The sequence below is a fragment of the Paracoccus marcusii genome, assembly GCF_006151785.1.
Taxonomy (GTDB): Bacteria; Pseudomonadota; Alphaproteobacteria; order Rhodobacterales; family Rhodobacteraceae; genus Paracoccus; species Paracoccus marcusii.
The window spans coordinates 14,197-28,819 of the sequence record NZ_VDDD01000035.1 but is presented as its reverse complement, the minus strand read 5'-3'; the positions used below and the strand labels follow the sequence as shown (position 1 = coordinate 28,819).

Annotated in this window: 9 protein-coding genes and 1 pseudogene; 7 read left to right on the top strand and 3 right to left on the bottom strand. The window is 69.3% G+C overall.

Features of this window, described 5'->3' with window-relative positions:
- Both FHD68_RS07735 and FHD68_RS07730 read right to left on the bottom strand, forming a co-directional pair.
- Positions 1–591: pseudogene (locus FHD68_RS07735) on the bottom strand (sensor histidine kinase); the annotation flags it as partial.
- Positions 578–1,282: a response regulator transcription factor gene (locus FHD68_RS07730; RefSeq protein ID WP_045981924.1), complete on the bottom strand. Its 705-nt coding sequence runs from the start codon at positions 1,280–1,282 to the stop codon at positions 578–580. The gene FHD68_RS07730 and the pseudogene FHD68_RS07735, both read right to left, overlap by 14 nt.
- Before the next feature lie 181 nt (positions 1,283–1,463).
- Here FHD68_RS07730 and FHD68_RS07725 point away from each other — a divergent pair, with 181 nt between their 5' ends.
- The 7 genes from FHD68_RS07725 to FHD68_RS07695 all read left to right on the top strand — a co-directional run bounded on the left by FHD68_RS07725 (position 1,464) and on the right by FHD68_RS07695 (position 12,990).
- On the top strand, positions 1,464–2,705 hold the full coding sequence (locus FHD68_RS07725) for an ABC transporter substrate-binding protein (RefSeq protein WP_045981925.1): 1,242 nt from the start codon (positions 1,464–1,466) through the stop codon (positions 2,703–2,705).
- A 66-nt stretch (positions 2,706–2,771) separates the two neighbouring features.
- Positions 2,772–3,644 carry a carbohydrate ABC transporter permease gene (locus FHD68_RS07720; protein WP_045981926.1) on the top strand — a complete coding sequence of 291 codons (873 nt, stop codon included), beginning with the start codon at positions 2,772–2,774 and terminating at the stop codon, positions 3,642–3,644.
- The gene (locus FHD68_RS07715; RefSeq protein WP_045981927.1) at positions 3,634–4,488 is read left to right on the top strand and encodes a carbohydrate ABC transporter permease; all 855 of its coding nucleotides are present in this window, start codon (positions 3,634–3,636) and stop codon (positions 4,486–4,488) included. The genes FHD68_RS07720 and FHD68_RS07715 overlap by 11 nt, the downstream gene beginning before the upstream one ends.
- Positions 4,489–4,491: 3 nt before the next feature.
- Positions 4,492–5,598, top strand: a complete 1,107-nt coding sequence (locus FHD68_RS07710; RefSeq protein ID WP_139085499.1) for an ABC transporter ATP-binding protein — start codon at positions 4,492–4,494, stop codon at positions 5,596–5,598.
- A 14-nt stretch (positions 5,599–5,612) separates the two neighbouring features.
- Positions 5,613–6,539, top strand: coding sequence for a glucokinase (locus tag FHD68_RS07705; RefSeq protein WP_127897520.1), 927 nt, complete (start codon positions 5,613–5,615; stop codon positions 6,537–6,539).
- 113 nt (positions 6,540–6,652) lie between these two features.
- Positions 6,653–8,512 (top strand): autotransporter assembly complex protein TamA, encoded by a 1,860-nt coding sequence (locus FHD68_RS07700; protein WP_139085497.1) that lies wholly within the window; start codon positions 6,653–6,655, stop codon positions 8,510–8,512.
- Positions 8,512–12,990, top strand: coding sequence for a translocation/assembly module TamB domain-containing protein (locus FHD68_RS07695; protein ID WP_139085495.1), 4,479 nt, complete (start codon positions 8,512–8,514; stop codon positions 12,988–12,990). The genes FHD68_RS07700 and FHD68_RS07695 overlap by 1 nt, the downstream gene beginning before the upstream one ends.
- Here FHD68_RS07695 and FHD68_RS07690 read toward each other — a convergent pair whose 3' ends face one another.
- Positions 12,991–14,583, bottom strand: a complete 1,593-nt coding sequence (locus tag FHD68_RS07690; RefSeq protein WP_240542475.1) for a PAS-domain containing protein — start codon at positions 14,581–14,583, stop codon at positions 12,991–12,993. It abuts the gene before it with no gap.
- Positions 14,584–14,623 lie beyond the last annotated feature (40 nt).

Here is a 14,623-nt window from a genome sequence, read left to right as displayed (position 1 = left end):
CCCCGCGACCCCCGCCACCCAGCCCAGCAGCAGGGCCAGCGCCCCCAGGGCCAGCGCCCCGGCCAAAAGGCGGCGGTCGGGCGGCGCGGCCTGGCAGCCCCAGACGGGCGCACCGTCCACGCGGATCCAAGGGCCGGTGTCCTGCTGCACGAAAAGCCGCGGCTCGCTGCAGAACCGCGCTAGGGTGCGGGTGATCGAGGCCAGGCCCGCGGCCTGGCTGCCGCCGCCGACGGACTGCACCTCGGCCGCGGGATAGGTCAGGTCGGGCGACTGGATGCGCACCGACAGCCGCGCGCCCTGCGACAGGTCGGGCCTGCCGCCGCCGGTCAGGGTGATCACCGTTTGCCGCCAGCCGGGCGGCAGGTCGGGCGCGGCGCGCAGCTGGACCTGGGACAGGCCCTGGGGCAGGGCGCTGCCCGCCTCCAGGCTGTCGGCCAGCGCCAGACCGGCGATATAGGCGCGGTTCAGATGCGCGTCCCAGGCCGCGTCGCTGGCGGTCCACAGCCAGACCGACCCGCCGCCCGCCAGCATCGCCAGCACGACCCACAGGCTTGCCACCACCCGCAGCGACAGGCGGTCAGTCAGCGTCACGCGCGACCTCGGCTGACAGAACATAGCCCAGCCCGCGTTCGGTCCGGATCAGCGCCGGGTCGGTCTTCTGACGCAGGCGGCCGACCAGCATGTCGATCGCGCGCCCCTCGGCCGCCTCGTCGTCGTCCAGCGCGGCGGCGATCTCGTCGCGGGTCAGGGGGATCAGCGGATTGGCCAGGAACACCCGCAGCAGCGCGGTTTCGCGCGACGACAGGCTGACCTGCCAGCCGCCGGGGGCGGTCACCTCGTCGCGCCGCGCGTCATAGCGCCAGCCCGCGAACCGCAGCACGCTGTCGCGCTTTCGGTGCGACAGGCTGGGTGCCCGGCCCGCGCGGCGCAGCACCGCCCGGATGCGTGCCAGCAGCAGGTCGGGGTTGAAGGGCTTGGCGATATAGTCGTCCGCACCGACCTCGTAGCCGGCCATGCGCTGGTGGTCGGCGGACAGGGCGCTGACCATGATGATGGGCACGTCCTGCGCCTCGCGGATCTCGGCGCAGATCGCCACGCCGTCGTCATCGCCCAGGGACACGTCCAGCAGGATCAGGTCCACCCGGCCGCCGCGCAGCGCGGCCAGTGCGGTCGCGCGGCTGTCGGCGCGCGTCACGTGCAGGCCGTGGCGCTGCAGATAGGCGGCCAGCATGGCGGCCATGTCGGCGTCATCCTCGACCAGCAGAAGGCGGTGCAGGCTCATCAACGGTCCTCCGATCCGTGATCTAGCATCGCAGGGAGGGGTTACGTAACAGTTTGTAACGTAACGCGGCGAAAACTGCTGGACGCATGGCTGCACTGCGTTGCGGACATGACTGGGCTTGCGGCATGATCGACCCACACGCGGATCACCGAATCCGCGCGGGATAGATCTGGGAGGATCCATGAACATCAAATCCGTTCTGGCGGCTTCGACCGCCGTGATGCTGGCTGCGCCGGCGATGGCCGAACCCACCGCAGAGGTGCTGCACTGGTGGACATCCGGCGGCGAGGCGAAATCGGTCGCCGTCCTGCAGGAGCAGTTTGCGGCCGAGGGCGGCACCTGGACCGACATGCCCGTGGCCGGCGGCGGCGGTGACGCCGCGATGACCGCACTGCGCGCCCGCGTGCTGGCCGGCAATGCGCCGACCGCCGTGCAGCTGAAGGGTCCCGCGATCCAGGAATGGTACGAAGAGACCGGCCTGGCCGACATCGGCACTGTTGCCGAGGAGAACGGCTGGGCGGACGTGCTGCCCGCGCAGATCGCCGCCCACATGAAGTGTGAGGACCAGTGGTGCGCCGCACCGGTGAACGTCCACCGCGTGAACTGGATCTGGGGCAACAAGCAGATCCTGGACGAGAACGGCATCGAGATGCCGACGACCTGGGAAGAGTTCAACGCCGCGGCCGAAAAGCTGCAGGCCGCGGGCATCACGCCCCTGGCCCATGGCGGTCAGAACTGGCAGGACGCGACCATCTTCGAGACGGTCGTTCTGGGCCTGGGCGGGCCGGAATTCTATCAGCAGGCGCTGGTCGATCTGGACCCCGAGGCGCTGACCTCGGACACGATGAAGCAGGTCTTCGACCAGATGCGGACCATCCGTGGCTTTGTCGACGACAACTTCTCGGGTCGTGACTGGAACCTGGCCACGGCCATGGTCATGAACAACGAGGCCGCCTTCCAGATCATGGGCGACTGGGCCAAGGGAGAGTTCCTGGCCGCCGGCAAGCAGCCGGGCGTCGACTTCGTCTGCGCGCCCACCCCGGGCGAGGGCTTCCTCTACAACGTCGACAGCTTCGCCTTCTTCGAGCTGGACGGCGAGGACAAGCAGCAGGGCCAGGCCCTTCTGGCCAGCCTGATCATGGGCCCGGACTTCCAGAAGACGTTCAACCTGAACAAGGGCTCGATCCCGGCCCGTACCGACGTGGCGCTGGACGACTTCGACGACTGCGCCAAGCAGTCGAACGCCGACATGACCGCGGATGCGGAAAATGGCTCCCTGCTGCCCAGCTATGCGCATGGCATGGCGCTGCGCGGCGCGCCGGCCGGTGCGATCACCGACGTGGTGACCGCGCATTTCAACAGCGACATGTCGTCGGACGACGCCGTGGCGCAACTGGCCGACGCCGTCGCCAACGCGATGTGATCACGGCCTGACGACCCCGCGCCCCGGATCGCGGGCGCGGGGTTTTTCTTTGGGGGTTTACCGGAAATGGAATGGCTTGAACGCAACGTGCCCAAGGTCGTCTTGGCGCCGTCCTTCGTGGCGATCCTGGTCTTTGTCTATGGCTTCATCGCCTGGACGGCCTGGATCAGCTTCACCCGCTCGCGGCTGATGCCGCGCTATGAACTGGACGGTATCACGCAATATCAGCGGCTGTTCGACGCCCCCCGCTGGGACGTGGCGATGAACAACCTGTTCATCTTCGGCGCCCTGTTCATCGTCATCTCGATGGCGATCGGGCTGATGCTGGCGATCTTCCTGGACCAGAAGATCCGGGCCGAGGGCGTCCTGCGCACCATCTATCTCTATCCCATGGCGCTGTCGCTGATCGTGACGGGCACCGCCTGGAAATGGATCCTGAACCCGGGCCTGGGCATCCAGCAGGCGATCCGCGGCTGGGGGTTCGAAAATTTCACCTTCGACTGGCTGATCAAGCCCGAAATGGCGATCTATACCGTCGTGCTGGCGGCCGTCTGGCAGGCATCCGGGTTCGTGATGGCGCTGTTCCTGGCCGGACTGCGTTCGGTCGACACCGAGATCATCCGCGCGGCCCAGGTCGACGGCATTCCCACGCACCGCATCTATTCCGCGATCATCATCCCGACGATGGCGCCGATCTTCCTGTCGGCCTTCATCGTGCTGGCGCACCTGGCGATCAAGGCGTTCGACCTGGTCATCGCGCTGACCGGCGGCGGACCGGGCTATGCCACCGACCTGCCCGCGACCTACATGTACGCCATGGCGTTCTCGCGCGGCGACCTGGGGCAGGCGGCGTCCAGCGCCATGATCATGATGATGGTCATCTTTGCCATCGTGGTTCCCTATCTCTACAGCGAATTGAGGCCGCGCCATGACAAGTAAGACCGTGCTGCGGTGGGGCCTGTACGGGATCCTGATCCTGTTCGCCCTGTTCTATCTGATGCCGCTGTTCGTCATGCTGACGACATCGCTGAAATCCTTGGAGGAGATCCGCACCGGCAGCCTGCTGGCCCTGCCGCGCGAGATCACCTTCGCCCCCTGGGCCGAGGCCTGGTCGTCCGCCTGCGCCGGCACCCAGTGTGAGGGCCTGCGCCCGTTCTTCTGGAACAGCGTCCTGATGGCCGTGCCCGCGGTGATGATCTCGACCATCATCGGCGCGCTGAACGGCTATGTCTTCGCCCAGTGGCGGTTCCGCGGCGCGAACCTGTTCTTTGCCGCGATCCTGTTCGGCTGCTTCATCCCGTTCCAGGTGGTGCTGCTGCCGATGGCGCAGATGCTGGGCCTGATGGGTCTTGCGGGCACCATCCCGGGGCTGATCTTCGTCCACGTGATCTATGGCCTGGGCTTCACCACTCTGTTCTTCCGCAACTACTATGTCACCATCCCGCAGGAACTGGTGCGCGCGGCCAAGGTCGACGGGGCAGGGTTCTTCCGCATCTTCTGGTCGATCTTCCTGCCCATCTCGCTGCCGATCATCACCGTGTCGGTCATCTGGCAGTTCACGCAGATCTGGAACGACTTCCTGTTCGGCGTCAGCTTCAGCGGGGCCGGGTCGCAGCCCGTGACCGTCGCGCTGAACAACATCGTCAACTCCACCACCGGCGTCAAAGCCTACAACGTGGACATGGCCGCGGCGATCATCGCCGCCCTGCCCACGCTGCTGGTCTATGTCGTCGCCGGCAAATACTTCATCCGCGGCCTGACCGCCGGCAGCGTCAAGGGATAAGCCATGCCCATTCTGGAAATCGACCACCTGCAGAAAGCCTATGGCGACACCCATATTCTGCACGACATCAACATCAGCATCGACGAGGGCGACTTCCTGGTGCTGGTCGGCCCGTCGGGCTGCGGCAAGTCCACGCTGCTGAACTGCATCGCGGGGCTGGAGCCGATCACCGGCGGCGCCATCCGCATCGCCGACCGCGACGTGACGGGCGTCAGCCCCAAGGACCGCGACATCGCGATGGTGTTCCAGTCCTATGCGCTCTACCCGACGATGTCGGTCGCCAAGAACATCACCTTCGGCATGAAGGTGCGCGGCGTCGACAAGGCGACCCAGGCCACCAAGCTGGCCGAGGTCTCGCGCCAGCTGCAGATCGAGCCGCTTCTGGACCGCAAGCCAGGCCAGCTGTCGGGCGGCCAGCGCCAGCGCGTCGCCATGGGTCGTGCCCTAGTCCGCGACCCCGCGCTGTTCCTGTTCGACGAACCGCTGTCCAACCTAGACGCGAAGCTGCGCGTGTCCATGCGGACCGAGATCAAGAAGCTGCACCAGGACCTGAACGCATCCATCGTCTATGTCACCCATGACCAGATCGAGGCGATGACGCTGGCCACCAAGATCGTCGTCATGAAGGGCGGGGTGATCCAGCAGATCGGCACCCCGGGCGAGATCTACAACAAGCCCGCCAACATGTTCGTGGCCGATTTCATGGGCAGCCCGGCGATGAACCTGATCCCGGCCCGCGTCCGGTCCGAGGCGGGCCAGACCCGGATCGAGATCGACCGTCCCGGCGACACGCCGCTGGTCATCACCGACCCGGTGGCCCGCGACCTGCCCGACCAGATCGTCCTGGGCGTGCGCCCCGAGGACATCCACGAGGCGACGGGCAACGCCCATCTGCCCGGAACCGCGCAGGGTGCGGGCGGCGACGTGATGATCGAGATGGTCGAACCGGCGGGTGCCGACACCTTCGCCGTGACCCATCTGGGCGGCAAGGCGGTCACCGCGCGGCTGCGCGCGGAAAGCGCCGTCCGGGCGCGCCAGCCGTTTCCGCTGGCATTCGACCTCTCGAAAGTGTCGTACTTCTCGCCTAAGGACGGGGAACGGCTGAACTGAGAAGGGGTGACAGCATGGCGATGCTTCTGGGCGATGTGGGCGGAACCAATGCGCGGATGGCGATCGCGCGCAACGGGTCCATCGACGCCGGCACGGTCACCCGCTTCAAGGGCGACGACTTTGCCAGCTTCGACGACGTGGTGCGCCAGTTCATGGCGGAACAGCACCAGCCCAACATCTCGTCCATGTGCATCGCCGTGGCGGGACCGGTCAGCGGCGGACGCGCGCGGCTGACCAACCGCGACTGGTCCTTTGACGAGGACAACCTGGCGCGGCTGACCGATGCCGACCAGGTGAGGCTGATCAACGACCTGTCGGCGCTTGGCTATTCCACCCCGTCGCTGGCGGGCGAACAGCTGGGCACGCTGCGCGCGGCCCCCGTGACCCGCGCCCGCAACGGGCAGGCGCTGGTCGTGGGCCTGGGCACCGGCTTCAACGTCTGCGCGGTGCGCGTGCTGCCCGGCGGCGCGATCACCGTCCTTGAGGCCGAGGAGGGGCACACCCATCTGCCCGCCAACATCATGGCCCGCCTGCAGGACCGCGTCGGCACCGACGCCGCGGCCGGCTTCTTCTCGACCGAGGAGACGTTCGCGGGCCGCGGCCTGTCGCGCCTGCACGCCGCGATGACCGGCACCGCCCCCATGCGCAGCGAGGACGTCGCCCGCGCCGCCGAGGCGGGCGATCCGGCGGCCGTCGCGACCTATGACCTGTTCGCCGAACTGGTCGGGCTGTTGTGCCGCGAACTGTCGCTGCGCTTCATGCCGCTGGAGGGGCTGTTCCTGGCCGGCAGCGTGGGCCGCAGCATCGCCGACCGGATGGCGCTGTTCGAACCGGCCTTCCTGGCGGAAAGCCACATGCGCCATATCCCTGAAAACACGCCGGTCTTTCTGATCCGCGACGATATGGCGGCGCTGCACGGCTGCCTGGCGGCCCTGGGCTAAGCTTCGCCGGTCCCGCAAAGGTTAACTGCCAATCCGGGAAAATCCCCAAAGATTGCTGGATTCGCCCCGTCGATCCTGTTTGAATTGCCGCAAGCAAAAAGACGGGGCAGGCGATGCGGGCATATCTTAGGGCGATCCTGGTGGCAGGGACGGCGCTTGGCGTGGCGGGTGCCGCGATGGCGCAAAGCAGCTCTCCGTTCTCGGGCCTGTTCGGCGGCAGCAGCGAATCCGAGGGGCCCGTCGCGCTGGACGTGCAGGTCGCCGGCGGGGACGAGGGGCTGACCCGCCAGATCCGCCAGTCGCTGCTGCTGACCGGCGCGCTGAACGAGGATCGCACCACCGGACAGGACGTGCTGGCAGCCGCGCGCGGCGATTACGCCCGCATCCTGGGCCTGCTGTACGATCAGGGGTTCTACGACGGCGCCGTGACCATCACCCTGGACGGGGTCGAGGCCGCCGAGGTGGCGCCCCTGGACGCGCCCGCCCAGGTGTCCCGTGTCGTCGTGACCGTCGATCCCGGCCCGGTCTTCCGCTTCTCACGCGCCCAGATGGCCCCGGTGGCCCCCGGCACCGAGGTCCCGGACGAATACGCCACGGGCGAGATCGCGGGCACCGGCGTCATGCGCAGCACGGCCCTGGCGGGTGTGGACGGCTGGCGCGCCTATGGCCATGCCAAGGCCGATGTCGCCGACCAGCAGATCGTGGCCGATCACGACGCCGATCAGGTCGACAGCCGCATCGCCCTGTCACCCGGCCCGGCCGTCACCTTCGGGCGCATGTCCGTCAGCGGCAACCAGCGCCTGAACGAACGCCGCCTGCGCAAGATCGCCGGCTTCCCCGAGGGGGAGCGCTTCGACCCCCAGGAACTGGACACCGTCCGCCAGCGCCTGCGCCGCACCGGCGTGTTCTCGGCGATCACCCTGCAGGAGGCAGAGACGCTGAGCCCCGGCAACACGCTGGACGTGGACCTGGCCGTGGTCGAACAGCCCCCCCGGCGCATCGGGGCCGGTGCCGAGATCTCGACCACGGACGGGGCGCTGGTGTCGGCCTATTGGATGCACCGTAACCTGCTGGGCGGGGGCGAACGTCTGCGCATCGACGGGCGGATCAAGGACATCGGATCCGAGACCAGCGACCGCGACGACGAGCTGACGATCCGTCTGGAACGCCCCGCCACGATCACCCCCGACACCACCGCCTATGTCGAGGCCGAGGTGGCCCAGATGCGCGAGGAGGATTACGACGAGGACCTGGCGACGTTGGGTTTCGGTCTGAACCACATCTTCAGCGACCGCCTGACCGCCGACGCGGCGCTGGAATACCAGTACTCGCGCGTCTTCGACGCCAACGGGCGCACCGACTTCAAGGTCCTGGCCCTGCCGATGGACGTGATCTGGGACCGCCGCGAGGATCAGAACAACGCCAAGCGCGGCTTCTATCTGTCCGCCGAGGTGACGCCCTTTGCCGGATTCGAGGATACCAGTTCCGGCCTGCGCGCCCTGGCCGAGGGGCGGGCCTTCCGGTCGTTCGGCGCCGATGACCGGTTCACCCTGGCGGGCCGGGCGCGGGCGGGGTCGGTCTTTGGCAGCGAGCTTGCCACGACGCCGCGCAACTATCTGTTCTTCTCGGGCGGGTGCGGCACAGTGCGCGGCCATCCCTATCAGTCCCTGGGGGTCGAGGAAATCGCGGGCCCGGACGGCCCGATCAAGACCGGTGGCCTGTCGGTCGCCAGCGCCACGGCCGAATTCCGCGTCCAGGTGCGCGAGAAGATCGGCGTCGTGGCCTTTGCCGATTACGGCCAGGTCTGGACGGGCGACGCCTTCGGCGGCGAGGGCGACGATCACGCGGGCGCCGGTCTGGGCGTGCGCTATGACACGCCGATCGGGCCGCTGCGGTTCGACGTGGCCGGGCCGGTCAGCGGCGACACCGGCAACGGCGTGCAACTTTACCTTGGATTGGGGCAGGCATTCTAATGCGCAAGTTCTGGATCACCGCCTTTGTCGTCTTGTTCCCGATGGCCGCGCTGGGCCAAAGCGCCGCCGAGATCAGCGCCGAGGCCGACAGCGACCGCGGATTTCTGACCGGACTGCTGGAAAGCAACCTGTCCGGAGAGGGGCGCCAGGTGGTGATCGAGGGGTTCCAGGGCGCGCTGTCCTCGCGCGCGACCTTCACCGAACTGCGCATCTCGGACGAGGACGGCGCCTATCTGACCCTGCGCAACGGCGCGATCCAGTGGAACCGCAGCGCCCTGCTGCGCCGCCGGATCGAGATCGCGGAGCTGTCCGCCGACGAGATCCTGCTGCCCCGCCTGCCACAGTCGGACGAACCGGCCGTGCAGGCCGAGGCGCCGGTCTTTGCGCTGCCCGAACTGCCCGTGTCGCTGAACATCGAACAGATCCGCGCCGACCGCGTGATGCTGGGCGAACCGGTCATCGGGGTCGAGGCCGCGCTGAGCATCTCGGGCGGCATCAGCCTTGAGGGGGGCGAGGGCACGGCCCAGCTGACCGTCGACCGCCTGGACGGCCCGCGCGGCCAGTTCGTGCTGGACGCAGGCTATGCCAACGAGACGCAGATCCTGCGCCTGAACCTGGGCCTGGACGAGGCCGCCGACGGCCTGCTGGCCAACCTTGTCGGCATCTATGACAAGCCCGCCCTGACCGCCCAGATCAGCGGCGAGGGCCAGATCCGCGATTTCGCCGCCGACATCCGTCTGGCCACGAACGGCCAGCCCCGCATCACCGGAAAGGTCAGCGCAAACGGCCAGACCGGCGCCGACGGCACCCCCGGCACCGGATTCCGGTTCCAGCTGGGCGGCGATGTCGCGTCGCTGCTGCGCCCGCAGGACCGGGCCTTCTTTGGCCAGGACACCCAGCTGCTGGCCGAAGGCTGGCGGGCCGAGACTGGCCGCCTGGACATTCCGCGTCTGGACATCCGCACCGAGGCGCTGCGCATTGCCGGGTCGCTGTCGACGAACGACCAGTCCGCGCCCCAGCAGGCCAACCTGCAGGTGATGCTGGGCCGCGACGCGGGCGCCCCGCAGGTGCCCGTCCCGCTGCCCTTCGCGGGCGAGGGGGCGACGGTGGATTCCGGGCGGCTGACCTTTGACTATGACGCGGCGCAAAGCGACGGCTGGCGCCTGGACGGGGGCATCGGCGCGCTGAACCTGGACGGGGTGGCGCTTGGCGCGCTGGACCTGGCCGGGCGCGGCCAGATCTTCCTGGACGAGGGCGCCCTGTCCGAGGTCATCGGCGCCATCGACTTTGCCGCCCGCGATCTGGATTTCGACGACGCGTCCCTGGCCGAGGCCGTGGGCCCGCAGATCGAGGGGCGGACCGGGTTCAACTTTACCCCCGGCAACGCAGTCGACATCACCAACCTGCGGGTCCGCGGCGCGGATTACGGTCTGGACGGCAACTTCCTGGTCTCGGGCCTGGGCAGCGGCATCACGCTGTCGGTGGATGCGGGTGCCCGGTATACCGACCTGACGCGCCTGTCGGGCGTCGCGGGCCGGCCGCTGACCGGCAGCGCGGATGCCACGGTCGAGGGCTATTACGTCCTGCTGAACCGCAGCTTCGACATCGACGCGCGCGTGTCGGGCCGCGACATCGCGCTGGACCAGCCGCAGCTGGACCGGCTGCTGGACGGCGAATCCACGATCCTGCTGCAGGCGCGCCGCGACGAGCTGGGCCTTGAGGTCGAGGATTTCCGCGTCAACGCCAGCCGCCTGACCGCGACCGCGCAGGGCCTGATCAACTCGACCTCCAGCAATCTGCGCGCGCAGGTGTCCATGCCGTCGCTGGCGGATGCCGGCCCCGAACTGGGCGGGTCGCTGGATGCCACGGCCGAGGTCACCGGACCGCAGAACCAGCGCCGCCTGACCCTGAACGGGCAGGCCCAGGATCTGCGCATCGGCATCGAGGCGCTGGACAATGCGCTGAGCGGGCAGACCGAGCTGACCGCCAGCGCGCTGCAGACGGCGCAGGGCTTTCAGCTGGAGGATTTCCGGCTGGCCAACCCGCAGCTGAGCGCGGATGCGCAGGGCAGCTTTGCCCAAGGCGCGCTGGACGCCGTCGCGCAGGTGGCGGTCGTTGACCTGTCCTCGATCCGCGCCGATTGGGCGGGCGGATTTCAGGCCCGCGCCACGCTGCGCGAGGAGGATGGCGCAAGGCTGATCGACGTCACGGGCAGCGGGCAGGACCTGTCCCTGGGCGCGACGGGGGCGGATGGCGCGCTGACCGGGACGACCCAGCTGGCGCTGCAGGCGTCGGAACGCGACGGGGTCGTGACGATCACCGAGGGCCGGCTGACCAATGACCAGATGCGCGCGGTGGTGCAGGGAACCTATGGTCCGGGCGTCACCGATCTGACCGGCGACGTGAACGTCGCGTCGTTGGCGCCCTTCGGGCCGGGATGGCGCGGCAGCCTGCAGGCGCAGGGCAGCTTTGCCGAGGCCGGTGACGGCATCCGCAGGCTGGCCGTGACCGGGACCGGGCGCGACCTGTCCTTCGGCCAGGCGCAGGTGGACGGCGCCCTTGCGGGCGAGACGCGCCTGTCCGTGACCGGCACCGAACAGGGCGGCATCTTCACCATCGACACCGCGCAGGTCGAGAACCCGCGCCTGTCGGCCAGTGCCACGGGCCAGGTCGGCGCCGGGGCGACCGATGTCGCGGCCACGCTGAACGCGGGCGATCTGCGGTTCCTGGGCAACGGCATCAGCGGCGCGGTCCAGGCCGACGCGCGGCTGACCGATGACGGCACCACGCGCCGGATCGAGACCACCGGAACCGCCAGCGGCCTGTCCCTGGGCCAGCCGCGGATCGATCCGATCCTGGCAGGGCAGACCCGGTTCGATGTGGCCGCCAGCCAGGGGGCGCAGGGCATCTCGGTCCAGCGGCTGAACGTGACCAACCCTCAACTGCAGGTGACCGCGGACGGGGCGCCCGCGACGGGCATCAACCTGAACGCGCGGCTGGCCGATCTGGGACTGATCGTCCCCGAATTTCCGGGCGCCGTCGCGGTGACCGGAACCGTGCGCGAGGAGGGCCCGTCCTTTGCGGTCGACCTGCGCACCACCGCGCCGGGCAGCACCGACCTGCGCATCGCGGGCACCGCCGCCCGCGACGGATCGACCGTCGATCTGGGCGTCAATGGCAGCGCGGATTCCGCGCTGGCCAACACGACCCTGCGGACCCGCAGCGTGTCGGGCCCGCTGGCGATCAACCTGCGTGTCCAGGGCGCCCCGTCGCTGCAGGCGGTGTCGGGACAGGTGCAGCTGACGAACGGCCAGCTGGCCGATCCGGGCCTGGGCGTGCGGCTGGACGGGATCGACGTCACCGCCGGGTTCCAGTCGGGGCGGCTGCAGATCGACGGGGCGGCCAACGTCTCGGCCGGGGGGCGGGTGACGCTGTCCGGGCCGGTGGACCTGACGAACGGGGCGACCGACATCTCGGTCGCGCTGGCGCAGGTCGTGCTGCGCGACCCGAACCTGTACCAGACGATCATCGACGGGCAGGTCCGCTTCAGCGGAACGGCCGCGACCGGCCAGACCCTGTCCGGCCGCATCGACCTGGGTGAGACTGAGATCCGAATCCCCTCGACCGGCCTGGGCGGCGCGCGGGCAATCCCCGACATCACCCATGTCGGCAACCAGCGCCCGCCGGTCCGCGCCACGCGCGCCAAGGCCGGGCTGGAGCCCTATCCCAGCCAAGCCTCGCGCGACGCGGGCATGTCGGGGCCGCCGGCCACGCCGGGACGGCCGCCGGCGCTGGACCTGGTCATCAATGCGCCCAACCGGGTGTTCATCCGCGGCCGCGGGATCGACGCGGAACTGGGCGGCGGCTTCCGCATCCAGGGCACCGCCCGCAACGCGATCCCCATCGGCAACCTGCAGCTGATCCGCGGCCGGGTCGACCTGCTGGGCAGTCGCTTCAACCTGACCGAGGGTCTGGTCGAGCTGCAGGGCAGCCTGATCCCCGTCATCCGCCTGGTCGCCGAAACCGAGCGCGACGAGATCACCACCCGCATCATCATCGACGGAGAGGTCCGCGACCCCGACATCACCTTCGAATCCTCTCCGGAACTGCCGCAGGAAGAGGTGCTGTCCCAGCTGCTGTTCGGGCGGGGGCTGGACAGCATCAGCCCGCTTCAGGCGGCACAGTTGGCCAATGCCATCGCGGTGCTGGCCGGGCGCGGCGGTGACGGGATCATCAGCAACCTGCGCGAAAGCGCTGGCCTGGACGACCTGGACCTGACGACCGACGACGAGGGCAACATCGAACTGCGTGCCGGACGCTATCTGTCCGAGAACGTCTATACCGACGTCTCGGTGGGCGAGGGGGGGCGGTCGTCGATCAACCTGAACCTGGACATCACGCAGTCGCTGCGGGCGCGGGGATCGGTGGGCAGCGACGGCGGCAGCTCGCTTGGGGTGTTCTTCGAGCGCGACTACTGATCAGTCGGCGCCGATCGCGCTGGACAGGGGGCGCGTGTCCTGGGGCAGGCCCTGGGACATCACCTGTCCCGAGGCGATGCCGAAACGCAGCATCCGCCGCCCGCCCGACAGGATGGTGACGGTCCAGCCCAGCAGCTGGCCCTGGGGGCCGGCCATCGCGCCGCTGGCCCGCGGGGCATCGGCATGGTTCAGCGCGTCGCGCAGTGCCGCAAAGCCCCGCCCGGCGGGGGCCGCGGCCTCCCAGGTGGCGATGGCATCGGCCAGGCTTTCGGGCGGCGCGCCCCACAAGCCGCGATAGGCCTGGTTCGACAGGACCAACTGGCCTGCGTCCGAAAAGACCACCAGCCCGTCCTCCAGCCCGTCCAGGACATGCGCGCCCAGCAGCAGCTCTGCCCGGAATTCGCGGGTCAGCGACATTTCGGACGTGATGTTCTCGAACAGGAAGGCCACCGCGCCGTCGGGATGGGGGCGGCCGGTCACGCGATAGGTCTGCCCGCCCGGCAGGGACCATGTCTCGACGTGGTGGCCGTTGGCGGCAGCGCTTTCCAGATTGGCCATGTGCTGTCGCCAGCTGCGATAGTCCTTGGGTTCGGGCACCATGCGCTGTTCGCGCAGCTGGTCCAGGAAATCGAACAGCGACGGCCGCGCGGTCAGGAAGCCCGTCGGCAGGTTCGTCAGGTCGATCAGCGCCGGGTTGAACAGCTGCAGGTTCCGGCCCTGGTCGAAGATCGCCAGCCCGATCGGCAGGTCGGCGAATGTCTTGGTCAGGGTCTGGACGAAATCGCGCAGGCTGCGTTCGGCGCGCACGGCGGCGTCCGCGGGCAGGGCGAACATCATCACCTCATCGCCCATGCGGTGGCTGTGGCAGTCGTACCAGGACACCGCGCCCTGATCCTCCAGCCCGGCGCGGCGGGTGGCGGTGCCCGCACCCGGCACGGGGCGCGGCGCGTCCAGCAGGCGGGGCAGGGGCCAACCAAGCGCCTCGTCGGACCGGGCCTCGGCACGGCGCAGATAGGCGGCGTTGGCCCAGGTCACGCGGTCCTCCTCATCCAGGCGCCAGACCAGCATCGGTGTCTGGTCCAGCGCGCCGCGCAGCAGGTCCAGCTCCTCCTCCATCGCCTGCAGGGACATCGAATCGACCACGATGCCCGCATGTTCGGCACCCGGATCGGTGACGCTGACGCGCCACAGCCGGTCGCCCAGATCCTCGGCCACAAGGCGCAGGGTGGCGCTGCCCCGCCCCTGCTGGCCCACCAGCTCGATCCGGCCAAGGCGGGGCAGCATGGACAGGCGGTCGGGCGCGTCGGGAAAGCGCGGTCCGATCCAGCGCATCAGACGCAGCCAGTCGTCATCCGGCGCGCCCATCCGGTCCAGCAGCGCGCGGGCCGGCGCGGTCGCGTCGACCAGGCGTGCGGCGCGGAACAGGAACACCATCGGCTGCACCTTGCCGTCCAGCGCGTGCCCCGCCCGTGCCGCGCGGCCCTGGCCCGGTTGTCGGCGGTCCCAGACCCGGATCACCGCCACCGCCAGAAGAACCGACGCCGTCCCGCACAGGACCGCCATCGCCACAAGACCTGCACCCTGAATGTCCACTGCCGACGCCCCCTTCCGTTCGATGGGACCATAATCCGGG

Excerpts from the sequence above, each read along its gene's own strand:
- FHD68_RS07730 (WP_045981924.1), bottom strand. The coding sequence starts at position 1,282 with ATGAGCCTGCACCGCCTTCTGCTGGTCGAGGATGACGCCGACATGGCC.
- FHD68_RS07725 (WP_045981925.1), top strand. The coding sequence starts at position 1,464 with ATGAACATCAAATCCGTTCTGGCGGCTTCGACCGCCGTGATGCTGGCT.
- FHD68_RS07720 (WP_045981926.1), top strand. The coding sequence starts at position 2,772 with ATGGAATGGCTTGAACGCAACGTGCCCAAGGTCGTCTTGGCGCCGTCC.
- FHD68_RS07715 (WP_045981927.1), top strand. The coding sequence starts at position 3,634 with ATGACAAGTAAGACCGTGCTGCGGTGGGGCCTGTACGGGATCCTGATC.
- FHD68_RS07710 (WP_139085499.1), top strand. The coding sequence starts at position 4,492 with ATGCCCATTCTGGAAATCGACCACCTGCAGAAAGCCTATGGCGACACC.
- FHD68_RS07705 (WP_127897520.1), top strand. The coding sequence starts at position 5,613 with ATGGCGATGCTTCTGGGCGATGTGGGCGGAACCAATGCGCGGATGGCG.
- FHD68_RS07700 (WP_139085497.1), top strand. The coding sequence starts at position 6,653 with ATGCGGGCATATCTTAGGGCGATCCTGGTGGCAGGGACGGCGCTTGGC.
- FHD68_RS07695 (WP_139085495.1), top strand. The coding sequence starts at position 8,512 with ATGCGCAAGTTCTGGATCACCGCCTTTGTCGTCTTGTTCCCGATGGCC.